13 protein-coding genes are annotated in these 18625 nt (G+C 61.7%); 6 read left to right on the plus strand and 7 right to left on the minus strand.

Features of this window, described 5'->3' with window-relative positions:
- The first annotated feature begins 13 nt into the window (after window positions 1-13).
- Window positions 14-3619: a DEAD/DEAH box helicase gene (locus tag GT003_RS17895; protein WP_161700273.1), complete on the plus strand. Its 3606-nt coding sequence runs from the start codon at window positions 14-16 to the stop codon at window positions 3617-3619.
- Window positions 3620-3717: 98 nt separating this feature from the next.
- On the opposite strand, the gene GT003_RS17900 is transcribed toward GT003_RS17895, so the two are convergent.
- The gene (locus GT003_RS17900; protein WP_161700275.1) at window positions 3718-5979 is read right to left on the minus strand and encodes an FAD-dependent oxidoreductase; all 2262 of its coding nucleotides are present in this window, start codon (window positions 5977-5979) and stop codon (window positions 3718-3720) included.
- 117 nt (window positions 5980-6096) lie between these two features.
- Here GT003_RS17900 and GT003_RS17905 point away from each other — a divergent pair, with 117 nt between their 5' ends.
- Complete coding sequence (locus tag GT003_RS17905; protein WP_161700277.1) at window positions 6097-6879, plus strand: AraC family transcriptional regulator; 783 nt, start codon at window positions 6097-6099, stop codon at window positions 6877-6879.
- Window positions 6880-7714: 835 nt separating this feature from the next.
- Here GT003_RS17905 and GT003_RS17910 read toward each other — a convergent pair.
- From GT003_RS17910 to GT003_RS17930, 5 genes are all read right to left on the minus strand, one after another.
- Entirely contained in the window at window positions 7715-9055 is a 1341-nt protein-coding gene (locus tag GT003_RS17910) for a sulfatase family protein (RefSeq protein WP_161700283.1), read from the minus strand.
- 26 nt (window positions 9056-9081) lie between these two features.
- Window positions 9082-10554 carry an ABC transporter substrate-binding protein gene (locus GT003_RS17915; RefSeq protein WP_161700285.1) on the minus strand — a complete coding sequence of 491 codons (1473 nt, stop codon included), beginning with the start codon at window positions 10552-10554 and terminating at the stop codon, window positions 9082-9084.
- Window positions 10555-10768: 214 nt separating this feature from the next.
- The gene (locus tag GT003_RS17920) at window positions 10769-11593 is read right to left on the minus strand and encodes a carbohydrate ABC transporter permease (RefSeq protein ID WP_161700287.1); all 825 of its coding nucleotides are present in this window, start codon (window positions 11591-11593) and stop codon (window positions 10769-10771) included.
- 13 nt (window positions 11594-11606) lie between these two features.
- A complete protein-coding gene (locus GT003_RS17925) occupies window positions 11607-12542 on the minus strand; it encodes a carbohydrate ABC transporter permease (RefSeq protein WP_161700289.1) in 936 nt (311 codons plus the stop codon).
- Between the two features lie 3 nt (window positions 12543-12545).
- Window positions 12546-13634, minus strand: coding sequence for a LacI family DNA-binding transcriptional regulator (locus tag GT003_RS17930; RefSeq protein ID WP_275589177.1), 1089 nt, complete (start codon window positions 13632-13634; stop codon window positions 12546-12548).
- 288 nt (window positions 13635-13922) lie between these two features.
- On the opposite strand from GT003_RS17930, the gene GT003_RS17935 reads away from it, so the two are divergent.
- From GT003_RS17935 to GT003_RS17950, 4 genes are all read left to right on the plus strand, one after another.
- Window positions 13923-14813 carry an ATP-binding cassette domain-containing protein gene (locus GT003_RS17935; RefSeq protein ID WP_161700293.1) on the plus strand — a complete coding sequence of 297 codons (891 nt, stop codon included), beginning with the start codon at window positions 13923-13925 and terminating at the stop codon, window positions 14811-14813.
- Window positions 14810-15610: an ABC transporter permease gene (locus GT003_RS17940; RefSeq protein WP_161700295.1), complete on the plus strand. Its 801-nt coding sequence runs from the start codon at window positions 14810-14812 to the stop codon at window positions 15608-15610. Before GT003_RS17935 ends, GT003_RS17940 begins: the two co-directional genes overlap by 4 nt.
- A gap of 201 nt (window positions 15611-15811) precedes the next feature.
- On the plus strand, window positions 15812-16252 hold the full coding sequence (locus tag GT003_RS17945; RefSeq protein WP_161700296.1) for a MarR family winged helix-turn-helix transcriptional regulator: 441 nt from the start codon (window positions 15812-15814) through the stop codon (window positions 16250-16252).
- Between the two features lie 33 nt (window positions 16253-16285).
- The gene (locus GT003_RS17950; protein ID WP_161700298.1) at window positions 16286-17617 is read left to right on the plus strand and encodes an MFS transporter; all 1332 of its coding nucleotides are present in this window, start codon (window positions 16286-16288) and stop codon (window positions 17615-17617) included.
- Window positions 17618-17805: 188 nt separating this feature from the next.
- Here the strand turns inward: GT003_RS17950 and GT003_RS17955 are convergent, their stop codons facing one another.
- Window positions 17806-18612, minus strand: a complete 807-nt coding sequence (locus GT003_RS17955; RefSeq protein ID WP_161700300.1) for a TetR/AcrR family transcriptional regulator — start codon at window positions 18610-18612, stop codon at window positions 17806-17808.
- Between the last annotated feature and the right edge of the window lie 13 nt (window positions 18613-18625).

The raw sequence follows: 18625 nt of genomic DNA on the forward strand, positions 1-18625 counted from the left end.
GGCTGACCGCCGCATGAACCACCCGTTAACGTTGGCCGCCATTCAATCGATGTGCGGTCAGCTGTCATACAAAAGGGGCGAGGCCGCATTTCGCAGCGGCAAAGTCGCCGTGACGTATTACGACGTTGACGCCGGTAGATGCGAAGCTTCCGTCAAGCTGCAGGAGAGCTTCGAAGTTACGCTGCGGATCGACGATGACGGCGACGTCTCCGCCAAATGCACCTGCCCCTCGCTGTCCTCCTACGACAAATACTGCTCCCACATCGCCGCGGTGCTGCTGCTCATTCACGACGCCCAGCAAGCTGGCCGGGCGCCGAATTCGCCTGCTCTTAGACAGGGGCGAGCTGCGATCGGAACCGCCGGGAAGACAGCGAAGAAAGCGAGAGCTTCCGGCAAGAACGGAATAGCCGGCACGGCCGAACGAGGCAGCCATCGCGGCGATGAGGCCGCGGACCTGGACCATGCCGGTTCGAGCGGTCTCGCCGGGCGCCGCGGCGGCGGGAACGCCGGCATGGGCGGTTCGAAGCGCCTCGCCGGCAGCAGCGCGATTGCCGATCGCGGGGACGACGGCGACGATGATCGGCATGGGCCGGCTGCCGGATCCGGCAGCCGCCGCTTCGAGGGAGACGGTCGCGGCGATGAACGCGACGCCGAACGCGATGACCGCGCGCGCAGCAGGGAAACCGAGCGCGCGAACGGGCTGGCCCAAGGGCTGCTCGCGATGTTCTCGCCGCTGGCGGAGCGGCGCTCGGTTCCCGCGTCGCGGACGCGGTTCGATACGCGCGCGCCGCTAGACCTGACGTTCGTCTGCAAGCCGTTCACGTACAGCCGCGGGAAACGGATGCTCGGCGTCGAGATTCGGGCCGGCGCGAAGCGGCCGGTGATCGTGCCGGACATTCGCGCCTTCCTGCAGTGCATTGCGGAGGGCGAGCCTTATGACATTTCCAAGTCGGTCGCGTACGACCCGCGGTTGCACTGCTTTCAGCCAGCGGACTATGCCGTGTTGGAGCAGCTCGTCGCCATGGAACGGCAAGAGCGCCTATACCGCGAAACAGGCGGCATCCATGCCGCTTATGCCGCTCCCCTCAGCGGGGAGCGGATGCTGCCTGTCCCGCCCGCGGCGTGGGAACCGTTCCTCATCGCCCTGTGCGGAGCGCCTTCCGCGGTGATGGAGCTGGATAAGGTCGTCTACGCGACCGTCGCGGTCGCGGACGAGCGGCTGCCGCTGCATTTCGAGCTCGAAGAAGAAACCGAAGGAACCGGCTGCCGGCTGCGCGTGCAGGGGCTGTCGGATATGACCATCCTGGACGCCTACGGACTCGTCCTCGCCGAAGGCAAGCTGCTGCGGGAGACGCCCGAAGCTTGCGCGCGGCTGCTGGAGCTGCAAGAACTGCTCGATCGCTCGGTCGAGCCCGGGCAGCTTCCGCTTCCGCCGGCGCAGATCGAGCCGTTCATGGATCGGGTCATGCCGGGCCTGCTGAAGCTAGGCAGCGTTCGCATCGCCGATTCCGTGGCCGAACGGATTACGCAGCGCCCCCTGCGGGCGAAGCTGTATCTCGACCGCGTGCGCGACCGGCTGCTCGCGGCGCTCGAATTCCATTACGGCGACCTCGTGATCAATCCGCTCGAGACGGAGCACGAGGCCCGCAGCAGCGGCCCGATTCTCGTGCGGGACGGCGAGAAGGAACGCCGGATCCTCGCCTTGATGGAGGGAGCGGCGATGGCGAAGACGGAGGCGGGGTATTTTCTGGGGGACGAGGAACGGGAGTACCGGTTTCTCTTCCACGTCGTGCCGCAGCTGGAGAAGCTCTTGACCGTTCACGCCACCTCCGCGGTCCGGACGCGCATCCATCTCGGCAGCACGCCGCCGAACGTCATGCTCACGCTGAACGAACGCAGCAACTGGCTGGACGTCAAGTTCGACATCGAAGGCATTCCGGAATCGGAGATCAAGGCGATCCTGAAGTCCATCGACGAGAAAAGAACCTACCACCGCCTGCCGACCGGAGCGCTCCTGCCGCTGGACAGCGACGAGATGAAAGAAGTCATCCGGTTCATCAACGAAGGCCGGATCACGGTCAAGGACCTGCGCGCCTCGGGCATTCACATCCCGCTGTTCCGCGGCCTGCACCTGATCGACGCCCCCCGGCAGGGAGGCACGGTCAAGCTGGACAAGGCTTTCCGGCGGCTGCTCGATAACCTGCGCAATCCGGAAAATCTTGATTTCCCCGAGCCGGACGGGCTGCGCCATCCGCTGCGGGACTACCAGGCCTACGGCTACCAATGGCTGCGCACGCTGGCGCATTACGGGTTCGGGGGCATTCTCGCGGACGACATGGGCCTCGGCAAAACGGTGCAAGCCATCGCTTTCCTCTCGTCCATGCTGCCGAGCATTCGCGAGGAGCGGCTGCCCGCCATCATCGTGGCGCCGGCTTCGCTGACTTACAATTGGCGCAACGAGATACGCAAGTTCGCGCCGCATATTCGGGCGGCCGTCGTGGACGGGACAAAAGCGGAACGGGATGCCATTCTCGCCGGCCAATCTTCTGCCGACGTTCTGATTACGTCTTACCCGCTGCTGCGGCGTGACGTCGTCGATTATGCGGCGCTGTCGTTCCACACGCTGATTCTCGACGAAGCGCAGGCGTTCAAGAACTATGCGACGCAGACGGCGCAGAGCGTGAAGCTGCTGCAGGCCCGCAATCGCTTCGCGCTCACGGGCACGCCGGTCGAGAACCGGCTCGAGGAGCTGTGGTCCCTGTTCGACGCCGTCTCGCCGGATCTGTTCCCGGGCCGAAAGGCGTTCGGCGAGCTCGCTCGGGAGACGATCGCGAAGCGCGCGCGCCCTTTCCTCCTGCGCCGGGTGAAAGCCGACGTGCTGCAGGAGCTTCCGCCGAAGATCGAGTCGGTCCAGGCGTCCGCGCTGCTGCCGGAACAGAAACGGCTGTACGCCGCGTACCTCGCGAAGCTGCGGGTCGAGGCACTCGAGCATCTGGACAAGGATACGCTGAACAAGAATCGCATCCGTATCCTGGCCGGCCTCACGCGGCTTCGCCAGCTGTGCTGCCATCCCGCGCTGTTCGTCGACGACTACGCGGGCAGCTCGGGCAAGTTCGAACAGCTGCTGGACCTCATCGAAGAATGCCGCGCGGCAGGTCGGCGGATGCTCGTGTTCTCGCAGTTCGTCGAGATGCTGAAGCTGATCCGCTCGGAGCTCATCCGGCGGGAGGTTCCCTATTTCTACTTGGACGGCAGCACGCCGCCGAGCGCGCGCATCGAGCTGAGCGACCGGTTCAACGCCGGCGAAGGCGACCTGTTCCTGATCTCGCTCAAAGCAGGCGGCACGGGCCTCAACCTGACCGGCGCGGACACCGTCATTCTCTATGATTTGTGGTGGAATCCGGCCGTCGAGCAGCAAGCCATGGACCGCGCGCATCGCATCGGGCAGAAGAACGTCGTGCAGGTCATCCGACTCGTTGCCGAGGGTACCGTCGAAGACAAAATGGTGGAGCTCCAAGAACGCAAGAAAAACCTCATCGACGAAGTCGTTCGTCCCGGCGAGGAGCCGCTCGCCCTGCTGACCGAGGATGAAATCAAGGAGCTGCTCATGCTGAGCTGAACCCTTATGAAAGCAAAAAGCCAATGCAACCACATGAATAATTAACGTGGTTGCAGTGGCTTTTTTTCGCGGTGCCAGTCTGGAGATGCAGCGTCGCTTTACCCGTACACCCGAATCTCGATCAGCTGCGCGAAAGGCGAGCCGTTGGTCGCTTCGACCGCGACCCGAATCGCGGAGGCGGCAACGGCGGCCGGAAGTTGCACGACTCTTTTGCGCCGGCGGTTGTCTGCGATCCGCTCCAGCACGGTCCATTCGTCACCGACCAGCGCCTCGATCCGGCAATCCTTGACCAGCTCCGGCAGGACGGGGAACGGCGTCGTATGGTGATGCAGGTTGATCAGATCCTCGTTGACGTCGTCGTTGAACGTCAAGTGGATGGACCGCATGTTGACGGGAGCCGTCCACTGCAGGCGCAGCCAAGCTTCCTGTCCGCCGCCGACCGCCGCCGACATCCACAGATGCGGTCCGCCGAACGGACGCGTGAAGCCATCGATCGCTTTGGCGGCCGAATACGCATCCGTGCCCGGGGACAGCTTGATGCAGAACGGTTTGCGCCGGAAATTCCCGGGGCGCCATTTCGTGACGCGCTGGCTCTCCTCGTCGTGTTTCTCGAACGGCATCGCGCCGTGGTATTCGAAGCCCAGCAGGCCGAAAACGTTCCCTTCCGCGGCATGCAGGCGCAGCGACGGATTCTCGCGAACGACGAGGAACGCGTTGCACGGCGCCGCGGGCAGCTGCGCCCCGCTCGCGTCGATGGCGGCCCACCGTTTCTCTCCGGCGGCTACGCGGCAGCTGTGCCTGGACACGAAGCGATGCGGGATGTAATTCTCCTCGCGGCCCGTCTCCCACAGTTCGACGACAAGCTCCGTGTCCTCGTCCGCGTCGACGAGCAGCTCCACGGTATCCAGTCTCGGGTCGACCGGCACGATCATGCCGATCGGCTTCTCCAGTACGTACGCGGCCGTCGTTCCTGCTTCCCCTTCCAGCGGCCATTGCTCCAGCGTCAGCGCGCTCGAGGCGTCGACCGAAGCCCGCCGCGCCAAGTCCTCCGCGTCTTCGCTGCGCAGTCCGATAACCGAGGCGTCCTGCCGAAGCAGCGTTTGCTGCAGCTCCTGCAGATGCTCCGCATGCAGCGTTCTCGGCGTAATGCCCTTCTGCACGCACAGCGCGGCCCCCGTCCCGGCCGCTTCGCCGATCACGGCGCAGGTCGCCATGACGCGGGTAGTGCCGAACGCCACGTGCGACGCGCTAATATTGCGTCCGGCGAACAGCAGATTGCGCACGTTCGCGGAATAGAGCGAACGGAACGGAACGGAATAATTGCCGTCCGAATGGAAATGCTTCGAGCCGTCCTCGCTGGCATACATGCCCTGCGGCGGATGTAGGTCGATCGACCAGCCGCCGAACGCGACCCGGTCCTCGAACGGCCGCTGTTCGACGATGTCGTTTTGATTCAGGATGTAGTCGCCGACGAAACGGCGGTATTCCCGCTTGCCCGGAACCGAGCCGACCCATTCCAAGGTCATGTTGTCCGCTTCGAATTGGCCCGAGTTCTTGATATAATCCCAGATGCCGTAAATGACGGACCACAGCTCGTCGCGGATGCGCTCGTTCTCGTGCACCGTGTCCAGCTCGCCGCCCCATTCGATCCACCAGTAGTGGCAGCCGGAATCTCCGCTGCGGATGACCCGCCGGATCGGAATGCTCGTCTGCGTGATATCCTTGGCAAAAGAAGGCGGAACGTATTTGACCGGACGGCCGACATCCTTCGAATAGAACAAAATCGTGCTGCCCAGCGTAATGCCGTCCTCTGCCTCAGGTGCCCAGTCCTCATTGAATTCGGCCTTCGCTTCCCGACCGATCCGGTATTTCGCCCCGGCCAGGAAACCGACCAGCCCGTCGCCGGTGCAGTCCAGAATCTGTTCGCCTTCGAAGCGGATCCGCCGCTCCGAGCCCATCATCCAACCGGTAACGGATTTGATCAGCCGGTCTTCCGCCGGACCTTCCGCCTCCACTTCATGCACGTCCGTGTTCAGGAACAGCTGAATGTTAGGCTCGGCTTTGACGGTTTCCAGTACGACGAGGTCCCAAAAATACGGATTCCCCTCCATGTTCCGATACTGGTTCTCCACGAACATCTCGCCCATGATGCCCGTCTCGCGGGCGAACCGGTTATTGCCGTGCGCCGTCGCGCCGCATACCCACACGCGAACCTCGCTGCTCGAATTGCCGCCGAGCACCGGCCGGTTCTGCACGAGAGAGACCGTTTGGCCGAGCCTTGCCGCAGCTACCGCCGCGCATACGCCGGCCAATCCGCCGCCGATGACGACGATATCCGTTTTTACAGTTTGCTCCAACATCCGAAACCCCTCCACTAGTAGGAATAAGACTTTAATTTCATGCTACAATGAAGGGAACTACTATGGAATGGCTGTATTTTCTCATGCCATACCTTTACTTTCATGCGAGGTGCCGATATGCAGGAGACATGGCCCTACCCTTTTCCAGATGATACCGAATGGACGTATTGGCATCGCAAAGAAACGTTTCAGCTCGCGGAAGATACCTACGACAAGTGGGTGATGTTCGCGGTGGAAGCCGGCTCGTTCCGATATCGAATTCAGCGCAGCGAAGGGACGGCCGAAGCCGGCGACGTCGTCGTCTGCCCGCCGCGTGTCCGCTTCGAGCGGGAGGTGATCGAACCGCTTTCCTTCGCGTTCATCAGCTTCAATCTGAGGACGGACGACGTATCCCGCCTGCCGCAGGGCAGGGTGCGCATCGCCGATGCCGCGAGGCTGCATCATGATCTGGCACGGCTCAAGGCGCTGCCGCTGCACGAAGCCGCCGATTGGGGTCCGTACGGCGCGCACTACGGGGCGGATATTTGGCTGCAATGCTTGGAGGCGGCCGGCAAGCGCGAAGAAACTTCACCGCCCTCCGATGCCGAGATGGATACGGCCGTTGCCTGGCTGCGGACGCATGTCGGCGCGAAGTCCGCGCTTGGCGAAGCCGCCGCGCGCGGCGGCTTGACGCCGGTCCAGTTCACCCGCCGCTTCCAGCGTGCGTACGGCATCGCACCGCAGCAGTTCCTGCTGTCGCTGCGCATCGCCGAAGCACGGAAGCTGCTTCTCACCACGGACTGGACGCTCGACCGGATCGCCTTATCGTGCGGCTACGAGAACGGCTTCTCGCTCAGCCGTAGCTTCATGCGGGCAACGGGCATGCGCCCTTCCCGTTACCGCGAGCATCATCGGCTGTGAGCGCTGCGCCGCGCGAAGGGCGACGCGCGGCAGTCGGCACCCAGTACCGTGCCCGGTACCATGCACGAGTACCCGGCCCCCGTGCTCGGCCCCTGTAACTGACACTTACATCCTGCACCTGCACCTAACACCCGACCGTACCCGGCTGCTACTCCCTACACCCGCACCCAACACCAGATCGCGCCACGCCTGGCACCTGCTCCCGGCACCCGGCCCCTCGTGCTCGGCACCTGTAACTGACACTTACATCATCCTAACACCCGACCGTGCCCGGCTGCTGCTCCTTACACCCGCACGCAACACCAGATCGCGCCACGCCTGGCACCTGCTCCCGGCACCCGGCCCCTCGTGCTCGGCACCTGTAACTGACACTTACATGATCCTAACACCCGACCGTGCCCGGCTGCTGCTCCTTACACCCGCACGCAATTCTAGACCGCGCCAGGCTCCGGCCGTCTCTCGTTCAACGTAATTTCACCCTGACGCCTAACGATTGTCAGCGTTGCTATTTCGCGAAAATCGCTGCTTATAAAACGCTAACGATTGTCACGGAGGTTATTTGGCGCATAGGCATGGATTTAATGGAAAAATGATGCAATAAGCCTCCTGGTAACCGTTAGCGTTCTAGAATGGGCATTTTGAGCCGAATAGCGATCCGTACAATCGTTACGTCTGCTGAGAGGTGCTGCTACGTTCATTCTCGCAAATATGACGGCACCGGCATGCATTGGCAACCAGCAGCGCGATGATTAACTTCCCGGAATGCCGAAAAGGGCTGGAATCCAACGATTCCAGCCCTCCCGTGCGCAGCCCGCACCGGCTGCCGCCACGCCGGCTAGCGCAGAGAAGCACGCCGCTGCCCCGAGGGCCTGCTCTCCGCCAGCTCGATAACGGGAGAAGCGCCCTCCACCTCCCGAATGCGTTCCAGCAGCCGTTCCCGCAGCCCGGCGGTCACTTCGTTGTAGCTGTCCAGCCCGATCAGGTTCGCCAGCTCGTGCGGGTCGGCCTCCAGATCGTACAGAAATTCCTCGCGGTACGTATCCGATGCCGCTTCGTCCCATCCGTTCTTGCCCGGCGCCGACACGCTGTACTTCCAGCGCGGCGTGCGCAGCGCCCGGCCTACCTGCGTTTCGCTGATCTGCACGAACACGTCGTTCGGCTCGTCGTCCGCCTCGCCCCGGAGCTCCCGGAGCAGCGAGCGGCCTTCCATCTCATCCGGCACCGGAATGGATGCCGCGTCGAGCAGCGTCGGCGGCAGATCGACGAGGCTGACGAGCCGTTTCAGCCTGCCGCCTCCGCTGAATCCCGGACCGATGAGCGCCGTAGGCACGCGGATCGAGCTGTCGTGGCAGGAGCGTTTGTACTCCGCGTTGCGGGTTTTGAAATGGCAGCCGTGATCGGACGTGAACAGAATCACGGTATCCTCGGCAAGTCCCAGGCTCCGCAGCGCATCGTTCAGCCGTCCGAGGGCCTCGTCGAGCCGCTTGACCATGCCGTAATATCCGCCGAGATGCTGCGCGGCGGTGCCTCCGAGCGCGGCCAAGTCCGGCGGCGTCCACCGTCCCGCATACAGGCCTTCGTAGCCGACGGGAGCCGGGTAATTGTCCAGGTGATTCTGATGATGCGGTTCGATGTACGACAGGAAGAGGAAGAACGGATCGTCCTGGTTCCCGTCGATAAACCGGATCGCCGCGTCCGTCATCGCGTCCACCCGGTAGCCCGGCAGCTTCACCGCTTGATTATTCCCGTCGTACATCACGGTGTCGTAGCTGTCCGACGAGAATTCAAGCGTATTGGACGCGAGCCAATAATCGTAGCCGCCCCGCTTGCCGGCCGGAACCGGCTCCTCGTCCGCGAGATGCCATTTGCCGATGTAGCCGGTGCGGTAACCGGCCCCCGCGAAATGCTCGGCCAGCGTTACGTTGCCTTCCGCGAGGGGGATGCCGTTGCGGTAGCTGCCCGTCGACGTCGCGTGTTTGCCGGTCTGCAGGCAGGAACGCGCGGGGCCGCACACGGGCTGGCAGGTGAAGGAATGCGCCGCGTGCGTGCCTTCCTGCGCCATGCGGTCGAAATTCGGCGTCAAGCCGAGCGGATTGCCGTGGATGCCGGTGGTGTCCCAGCGCTGTTGGTCGGTGAAAAACACGATGACGTTCGGTCTTTTTCGATTGGTGCTCATAAGCCGCTCCTTTTGCCGCATTGCCGTTATTTTTTGGTTCCGTAGCCGTTCGCCTCGTTCCAGCCCTGAGACTGCTTGAGCGCGTCCGCCTCCTGCTTCGCTACGCCGTTCATTTTACCGAGAAAGGCGTCCAAGGACATCGATCCGTCGAGATACAGCTGCCCGTCTTTTCCGAACGTGTCGTACAGGTTCTTGCTGAACGCCGGCCCGAACAGGTTCATCTTGAACGGTTCGTTGACCGCCAGGAATTGCTTGATATTCTCGGGGAGATCGGCATTCTTCAGCACCGGCACCCGGAACAGCTGCTCGGCGATTGCCTTCTGCACCGACGGCGAGGTCAAGTACATCAGGAAATCGACGGCGCCCGCTTTCTTCTCCGCCGAGATCGTCTTCGGCATGACGTAGACGCCGTCCGGATTGCCGGAAGCCACCTCGTAATACTTGTTCTCGGCCATCGGATGATTCTCCTTCGTGAGATGCGGCACCCGCATGACGCCGTAATTCATGCCCTCCAGCTGCTTGGTGAAGTCCGGGGTGGCGAGAATCATCGCCGCGTCGCCGCGCAGGAACATCTCGGCCGCGTCGTCCACGGTGACGCCGTTGAACCCTTTGGGCCAGAAACGGGTCCAATCCTTCAGAATCGGAAATACGTCCTTCCACGGTTCCTTGGCGAAGTCGAGCAGGCCGCCGTCAATCGCCGCGACGATCTCGTTGGAGCCGACCAGCTTGTTGCCGTCCAGGTCCATCTTCGGCACCAGCTGCTCGACCGTCTGGTCGGACAAATACCGCAGCATCCAGTCCGGCCGGTCGCCGCCCTGCTTGGCGAAGCCGATCGCCATCGGCGTCACGCCCGACTTCAAGATGAGGTCCTGCGCGGCCAGAAAATCGTTCCATGTCTCCGGCAGCGCCGTGACGCCAGCCTTGTCGAACAGGTCCTTGTTGTAGAACAACCGGATCGTGGCGGAGTACGTGGGAATGCCCGCGAACTTGTCGGTGCCGGGCACGAACATATTGGCCATGACGGTATCGGACAGCGTACCGCGCCAGTCCGCGCCGTCGGCGTATGGATTCGGCTGCGCGAGATCGCCGGTCAGCTCGGCGACGAGTCCTTTGCCGTAATCCTCCTGCGACCACAGGTACTTGGATTGGAACAGGTCCGGCGCATTGTTGCCGATCAGCTGCGTCGTCACCCAAGTACGCTGGGCGGTTCCGTCATCGCCCCAGTTGGCGAGCGTCAGCTTCACTTCGGCCTTGGCGTTCGGGTTGGCGTTGTAGTCGCCGACGAGCTTCTCGTAGAATTTGTTGTCGTCCTCGATCTTGCTCTTGCTGGTCGTGAACTGGATGACGGGCTTGGCTTTTCCCGAGCCGTTGGCCTCGCTGCCGCCGCCCGGGTCCGCCTGGCCGGCTGGCGCCGCGTTGTTCGAGCAGCCCGCGAGCAGGGCCGCTCCGAGGGCGAGGACCGCCGGCTTTTGCATGCGTTTCAATGAAAGGAATGACATGGATGAATCTCTCCTATCGTTCTTAGTAGTTGCTGCGTTTCGTTCTTAGTAGGTATTGAATCTTGTTCTTAGTAGGTGCTGCGTCTCGTTCTTAGTAGGTATTGAGTCTTGTTCGTATTGAGTTGCGTATTTCATCGGCTCAAGCGCGTGCTGCTCCCCGCTTACGGAAGCAATAGGGTCACCTCCTGCTCGAAATCGGATCGTCTGCTGCCTCTTAACCTTTTATAGCTCCCGACGTGAGACCCGAGATAAACGGCTTGGTCGCGAACAGGAACAGGACGAGAAACGGCAGGGAGGCAAACGCGTACCCGGCCAGCTGCAGCCCCATTCCCTGCTCGATCGTGCCGGATATGGTGCCGAGCACCAGAATGACCGGCTTCAGCTTCTCGTCGGAGATGATGACAAGCGGCCAGATGTAGTTGTTCCAGCCGCTGATGGCCGTCAGAATGCCGACGACCGACAGGATCGGCTTCGCCAGCGGGAGCGCGATTCGGCTGTAGATCCGCCACGAGCCGGCCCCGTCGAGCTGCGCCGACTCGAATAAGCCGGCGGGCAGTCCCGCCAGGAACTCCCGGATCAGCATCGTCCCCATGGCCGAGCCTACGGCGGCCGGCGGGAAGATTTGGCCGGCGTACGAGTCGAGCAGCCCCATGCCTTTCACGAGCACGAACTGCGGCACGAGCAGCAGGAAGCCCGGAATCATCATCATCATGATGACCAGCACGTACAGCAGCCCTTTGCCCGGAAAGTCGTACGCCGCGAAGGAGAAAGCCGCCATCGATGACAGGATGAGCACCACCAGCACGATGCCGCCGGCGACGATGACCGAATTCAGCATGTACGGCAGCAAATAGCGGGCGGCGGTTGCGTAATTGTCGGCATAGAAATGCGTCGGCCAGCCCCAGAAATGCTCGTATAAGTCCCTGCGGTGCTTCCACGAATTGATTAACGTCATATAGAACGGGAACAGGGTGGCTAGCAGCAGCACCGACACGACGGCATAATGCGCCGCCGTCCGGAGATTCGTTCTGATCTTCATGCGCGCCCGCCTCCTAACCCGATGTCTCGGAAGATTTGAATACCTTCTGGATCGCCTGCGTCACGATGAGGATGCCGACGCACAGCACCATGCCGAGCGCCGACGCATACCCCATCTCGTTATAGGTGAAGGCCCGGTCGTACAGATAGAGCGCCGGCGTCAGCGACGATTCGCCGGGACCGCCGCCGGTCAGGATCAGCGGAAGCTCGAAGTTCTGCAGCTGCCCGATGACGACCAGCAGCGCGACGAGCCGGATCTGGCCGCGGATGAGCGGCAGCTCCAAGTAACGGAATCGCTGCCAGACGCCCATGCCGTCCAGGCTGCCGCTCTCGAAGAGCTCCGCCTTGATGTTCAGCAGTCCCGCCAAGTAAATCAGGAAGTAGATACCGCCGATCCAAGGAAAATTGTAGAGGACGAGCGCCCAGAGCGAAGTGCCGCTCTCGCCGAGCCAAGCATGCGTCCAGCCGTCCAGGCCGACCAGCTCGAGCAGGCTGTTCAGGATGCCGTTCTGGCTGGCGTACACCCAGGTCCAGATCTTGATGACGACCAGCGCGGGCACGATCAGCGGCACGATGAACAGCACGCGGACCCATTCCGCGAGCCGCCTGCGCCGGATATGGAAGACAAGCACGGCAGCCAGCAGCGGAAGCGTCAGCGTCTCGGCCAGCGCGCCGGCCGTAAGCGCGAGCGCGTGGCCGATCGAGCCCCGGAACGACGCATCGTGCAGCACCTTGGCATAATTCGCGAAGCCGACGAACCGATCGACGTTCGCGCCGTTCCAATCGAAGAACGACTTCTGCACGGCGACGACGAGCGGTCCGTATTTGAACGTGCCGAGCACGGCGAAGACAGGGATGAGGAAGAAATACGCTTGCCGAACGCGCCATATTTTCCTTAACAAACCGAGCTTTTTCGGCTTTGCGCCTTCGCTCAATGAAGCGGTTGACATGTCTCATTCCCCCTTCGTGGAGGCGCGCACGATCAAGCGCGCCGGCAGCAACGTCTGAATGCGGGCGTAGTCTTCCTGCCGCAGCAGCTTATCGAAGACGGTGACGGCCATTCGTCCGATGTCCGCGATCGGCTGATGAACCGTCGTCATCGGCGGATTCATGAGCGGCGATACGTCGTAATCGCCGAAGCCCGCGACGGCGATATCCTCCGGGATGCGCAGCCCCAGCTCCTGCAGGCCGCCGCTGACGGCCAGCGTGCCGCGGTAGGTCGAGCAGAAGACGGCCGTGGGCTTGGCTTCCTGCAGCATTTTCCGGACGGTGTCCTTGACCGGCTCGCGGTTCGCGTCCAGCTCCTGCACCCAGCCGGAGCCCACCTCGATCCCCCCTAGCCGCATCGCTTCGTAATAGCCCCGAACCCGGTCCGCTTCGCACGGATGCGCGACGGGCGCATGAAGCAGCGCGATTCGCCGGTGGCCCAATTCGAGCAGATGCCGCACGGCCTGTCTGCAGCCGTCGGCATTGTCGACGTCGACCCAGGAGACGTCCGAGTTCGGATAAGACGCCGCCACGACGACATGCGGGATACCGCCCGCGACGAGCGCCTGCGGCAGGGACGATTGCAGCGGCGGATTGATCGCGATCAGACCCTTGAACCCGTTGGAGCGGCAAAAATGCGCAGCGGAGCCGGCGTCCTTGAACGCCCTGCCCTCGTAAGGGACCAGCGTCAGGTAGAGACCGAGCGAATAGGCTTTCTCCATGATGCCGTTCATCAGCTCTCCCATGTATTCCGGAAACGACACGACCGGCGTCACGATGCCGACCGTTTCCTGCCGGTTCGTCACCACGGTGGGCCTGAACCCGTGCTCGTTCATGAACCGGATGACTTTCTCCCGCGTCTCCGCGTTGACGTCCGGCTTGTTGTTCAGAATGCGCGACACGGTCGATACCGACACGTCGCACATCTCGGCTATTTTGCGAATATTCATCTTGTTCTCTCCTCGCTCGGCACTGCGGTACGCTTCCGGTACAGTACCGGTAAACGCAAAAAAGGAGACATCGCTTGAATCGCGTGTCTCCGGTTGGCCGGTCAACTAAGTATGTTATTGATAATGCCGAGTCCTTTACTGAGGTTTATTGTAGCAACCCCTTCGGCTTACGTCAACACCATTTATGAATCGTAAAGTTGTCCATGCGTGCAAGCCCGGCGTAACCAGATCGCCCACCTTATCGATTCGCCGGAGATCGCGAGGTACAAGCCAAGCGAATTCCTTCCGAAGCTGCCCCAAAAAACCGTTGCGCATTTACTGTGTGCATAATATACTGTTATCATAATAAACTGTTTATATATTATACAGTTATTCGAAAAGGAGCGACTCCCCTTGAAGAATACCGCCATCACCATTCGAGGTTTGCGCAAAACCTACGGCCAGCAAACCGTGCTGGACGGCATCGATCTGGACGTTCCGGCCGGCACGATCTTCGCCCTGCTCGGGCCGAACGGCGCCGGCAAGACGACCTTGATCAACATCCTCTCCACGCTGACGAAGCCCGATGAAGGCAAGGCCGCCGTGAACGGCCACGACATTGCGTCGGAACGGGATGCCGTCAAAATGTCCATCAGCCTCACGGGTCAATTCGCCGCTGTCGACGGAATGCTGACCGCAAGGGAGAACCTGCACATGATCTGCAGGCTCTCCGGTTTCTCCTCCTCCGGGGCCCGCGCAAGAACATCGGAACTCCTGCGGCTGTTCGACCTGGAAGCCAGCGCGGGCAAGCTGGTCAAAACCTACTCCGGCGGCATGCGGCGCAGGCTCGATCTGGCAGTCAGCCTCGTCGCGCGCCGGCCCGTGCTGTTCCTCGACGAGCCGACGACGGGACTCGATACCGTCAGCCGCCGCGCGCTCTGGAAGCAAATTACGGAGCTGCGGGACGAGGGCATCACGATCTTCCTCACGACGCAATATCTGGAGGAGGCCGATCAGCTCGCGGACCGCATCGCGATCATTGCCGGCGGCCGCATCGCCGCGGAAGGCACCGCGCAGGAGCTCAAGTCCCGCATCGGCGAAGAACGAATCGAGCTGCTGGGCGACGACGAAGAGCTCCTCGCCGCCTATGCAACGGATGGAAGCCTGCAGGACATTCGGAGAACGCTCAACGAACTCGCCGGCAAGGTTTCGCCGGAGACGCGAATCCGCCTGCGCAAGCCGAGCTTGGACGACGTATTCGTCGCCTTGACCGAAGCCAAACCATTCGAGGGGGTTTTGCGATGAAAACCGTTCAGACCGTTCAGTCCGTTCCGGCCCGCAAGACGTCGCTCGCCATCACCAACGCCGTCTTCGTCGGGCGCAGCATCCGTCTAAGCCTTCGCAACACGGAGGCGCTGATCATGGCCATCGTCCTGCCGGTCATGCTGATGCTCTTGTTCACGTACGTGTTTGGCGGCGCGATCGATCCGGGAGGCGATTACGTCAATTACGTCGTTCCCGGCATCATCCTGCTCTGCGCCGGCTTCGGTTCGTCCAGCACGGCGGTCGACGTCTCGCAGGATATGACGAACGGCATTATCGACCGATTCCGGACGCTGCCGATTCGCAGCCTCAGCGTCATTACCGGCCATGTCGCCGCCAGCCTCGCCCGCAATCTGCTGGCGACCGGCGTCGTCATCGGCGTCGCGTTTCTCGTCGGCTTCCGAACCTCCGCCGGCTTCCTGGAATGGCTCGCCGCCATCGGCATCATCGCCTTGTTCATTCTCGCCCTGACCTGGCTGTTCGCGGCGATCGGGCTGGTCGCGGGCTCGCCCTCCGCAGCGTCGGGGTACGGCTTCATCCTGCTCTTCCTCCCGTACCTCTCCAGCGCGTTCGTCCCCACGGCGACGATGCCGCGATGGCTGCAGGGAGTGGCGAACCATCAGCCGATCACGCCGGTTATCGAGACGATCCGCAGCCTGCTGACCGGCTCGCCGATCGGGCATCATGCCTGGCTGGCAGCCGCCTGGTGCGTCGGCATTCTGCTGCTCGCGCTGCTGTGGAGCGTCGCCTCGTTCCGCCGCAAGGCCGGCCATAGATAGCGCATTGCGGTGCCATGGCCGCCTGCGCGCAGCTTCAGTAACGCAACAAAGGACGGCCGGCTCGCGGAGAGCCGGCCGTCTTTCTTTATGCGTTTCGCCCGATGGAGGCTTCCGCGCTCTTATTTACATGCTCCGATATACATGTTATAACATACAAAGATTGCACGGTACCTTCCAGGGAGCCCGTAATCCAGGGAGGCGATGATAATCAAACTCGATGATGCGGTCGGTTTTATCCTCACCAAGACGCTGCGAAACTTGAACCTGCTTTTCAACCAGGAATTCAGCCCCTCGGGCATCACGAGCGAGCAATGGTGCCTAGTGAAGAGGCTGGACGAGCAGGACGGGATCAGCATCAAGGAGCTGACGCTCGGCGTCGGAAAAGACCAAGCGAACGTCACGCGAATATTGGCTATATTAGAACAGAGGGGATTCGTCCAACGATCTCCACACCCGAACGATGGAAGGTCGTCCCTGGTCTATCTGACCGGGGCAGGAAAGGAACTCGCGGCGCGCTTGAACCCGATCGACGAGCGGATACAGGCCATCGCGGTCGATGGGCTATCGGAAGAAGAAGTGCAGTTCTTGAGACGAACGCTTGCAAAATTAAGTCACAACGCGGATAAGCATCTCAAACGCTGACCGCCTGCTCAAAGATGGGATGGGAATGACAACATGAATGATAGAACCGTCATGCCGGTCTGGATGTTCGGCGTATTCATCGTCCTGATGAATACCACGATGTTTAACGTATCCATTCCCGGGATTATTGAAACGTTTCATATCACGGCCGACATGGGCTCGTGGATTATTTCAAGCTACTCCATCGGATACGCCTTATCGACGGTCATTTACAGCCGCTTATCGGACAGCCTGCCTTTGCGCAGGCTGCTGCTGGTCGGTTTGACGATATTGGGTCTCTCTTCGGCGATCGGGATCTTCGCGCACGACTTCAACACGCTGCTGGCCGTCCGTATTCTGCAATCGGCAGGCGCGGGAACGATGTCCGGACTGGGGATCGTGATGGCAAGCCGTTACATCCCTTACGAGCGCCGGGGAAGGGCCATTACGATGATTTCGACGGGCAGCGCGATGGCGTTCGGGTTCGGCCCCATCATCGGCGGCGCGATCACCGAGTATGTCGGATTTAACGGATTGTTCGCCGTCACATGCCTCATTCTTCTGGTGCTTCCCGTGCTGATGCGGCTGCTGCCCAAGGAAGAACCGAGACCCATCCGCTTCGACGCGCTCGGGGCGATATTAACGGTCGTCAATGCCGGAACCTTGCTAATCGCCGTCATGCAGCGTTCCTTGCTCTGGTCGATCGGCAGTCTTCTATCGTTTGCCGTACATGCTTGGTACTTGCGAACGGTCAAGAATGAGACCTTCATTAATCCGGCGCTGTTCGCCAAACGCGACTATCGGAAGCTCACGGCGGTCGGGTTCTGCGTGTTGGTATTGAACATGGGCAATCTGTTCCTCATGCCGCTCGCGCTGGCTAATCTAGCCGGCGAATCGACGATGACGATCGGGCTGACGATCGCGCCTGGAGCCATATTGTCGGCATTGTCGGGCCGTTTCGTGGGAAGATGGATCGATCGTTACGGGAATATCCGGTTCCTGCTTATCGGTCACGTCGTACTGGCCAGCGTGCTTGCCATCTTCTCGTTTGCCGTGGAAGTTTCGCCGCTCGTCGTGCTATGCGGCTATCTGTTCTTCTCGCCCTCTTTCTCCGCGACCCTGTCTTCGTTAAATAACGAGACGTCGCGCATCCTGCCGAAGCAGATGATCGGTTCGGGGATGGGACTCATGCAGCTCATTCAGTTCTTCGGAGGCTCGATCTCCGTGGCGGTCTGCGGCATGATACTGACGCTGCAGAAGAATAGCCCGCTCGGCCTGGCGTACGAGAACGTGTACCGCACGCTGCTCGCGGTCTGCCTGCTCTCTCTGGCCGTAGCGTTATGGTATACGCGAACGGCAGGCCGCGCAGAGGTCCAGCCCGGCTGACCGCATGAACTCGGCTTCGTCATGGCTTCGTCATCGCTTCGGATGGCATCGTCATCGCATCGCTTTCGGCTTCGTCACCGCTCCGTCATGGCTTCAACGCTTGGACGCAAATGATCATACAGACGCAAACAGCGGCTCCATCCAACCGGATGAGCCGCTGTCGTTATTTCCGAGCGTTATGCCCGCCGTCACGGAGCCGGCGTATCGCCGGGCGGTCTCTGCCGCCGTTCCAAGTAGGACTCGACGCCGTCCAATACCCGTTCCAAGCCGAAGTCCAAATCGTTGCCGACCGTACTCTCCGCCTCCCGTTCGCCCGCATAGATCCCCGACATGACGACGGGATACAAGTCCGGAAAACGCTCGGGCTTCACGAGCTGCTTCAGCGCCGGGCTGAAGGACAAGCCGCCGAAGTCTTCCGCGCTCTTGCCTGCCCGCATCGCCTTGGCCATGTCGCGCTGGATCAGACCGATGGATCGGGCATAGCTGCTGAGCAGCAGCAGAATGGACATCTTCTCGAAGTCGTCCAGCTGAAGCGGTCTCAGCGTGCGCAGCACCCAATCGATCATCGCCATGATGTTCGGCGTCACGGGAATGCCCGTAATCGGAATATCCCCGTACCACGGATGGTCGACGAAGACCCGTACGCACAGTCCCACGTATTCGCGCAGTCCGTCCCGCCAATGCTGGCCCGAGTCCGCCGCCGGAATCGGAACGTCGCTCACCGCTTCCTGCATCAGCAGCAAGAGATCGTCTTTGCTCGTGATATAACGGTACAGCGACATCGTCGTATACCCGAGCGATTGGGCGACGCGGCTCATGGACACGGCCTGCAGCCCGTCCCGGTCGGCGATCGCGACGGCGGCATCGACGATTTGCTTGATGCTCAGCTCGCCCTTGGGTCCGCGCTTCCCTTGCTTGACGATGCCCCAGCTTAAGGCGACGCCGTTCGGCAGTCCCTTAAGCGCCTCATCCTCGTTCTCGTTGCGGTTCGTCATGCGCCCTATCCCT

The organism is Paenibacillus sacheonensis, assembly GCF_009909195.1.
Lineage (GTDB): Bacteria > Bacillota > Bacilli > Paenibacillales > Paenibacillaceae > Paenibacillus_Z > Paenibacillus_Z sacheonensis.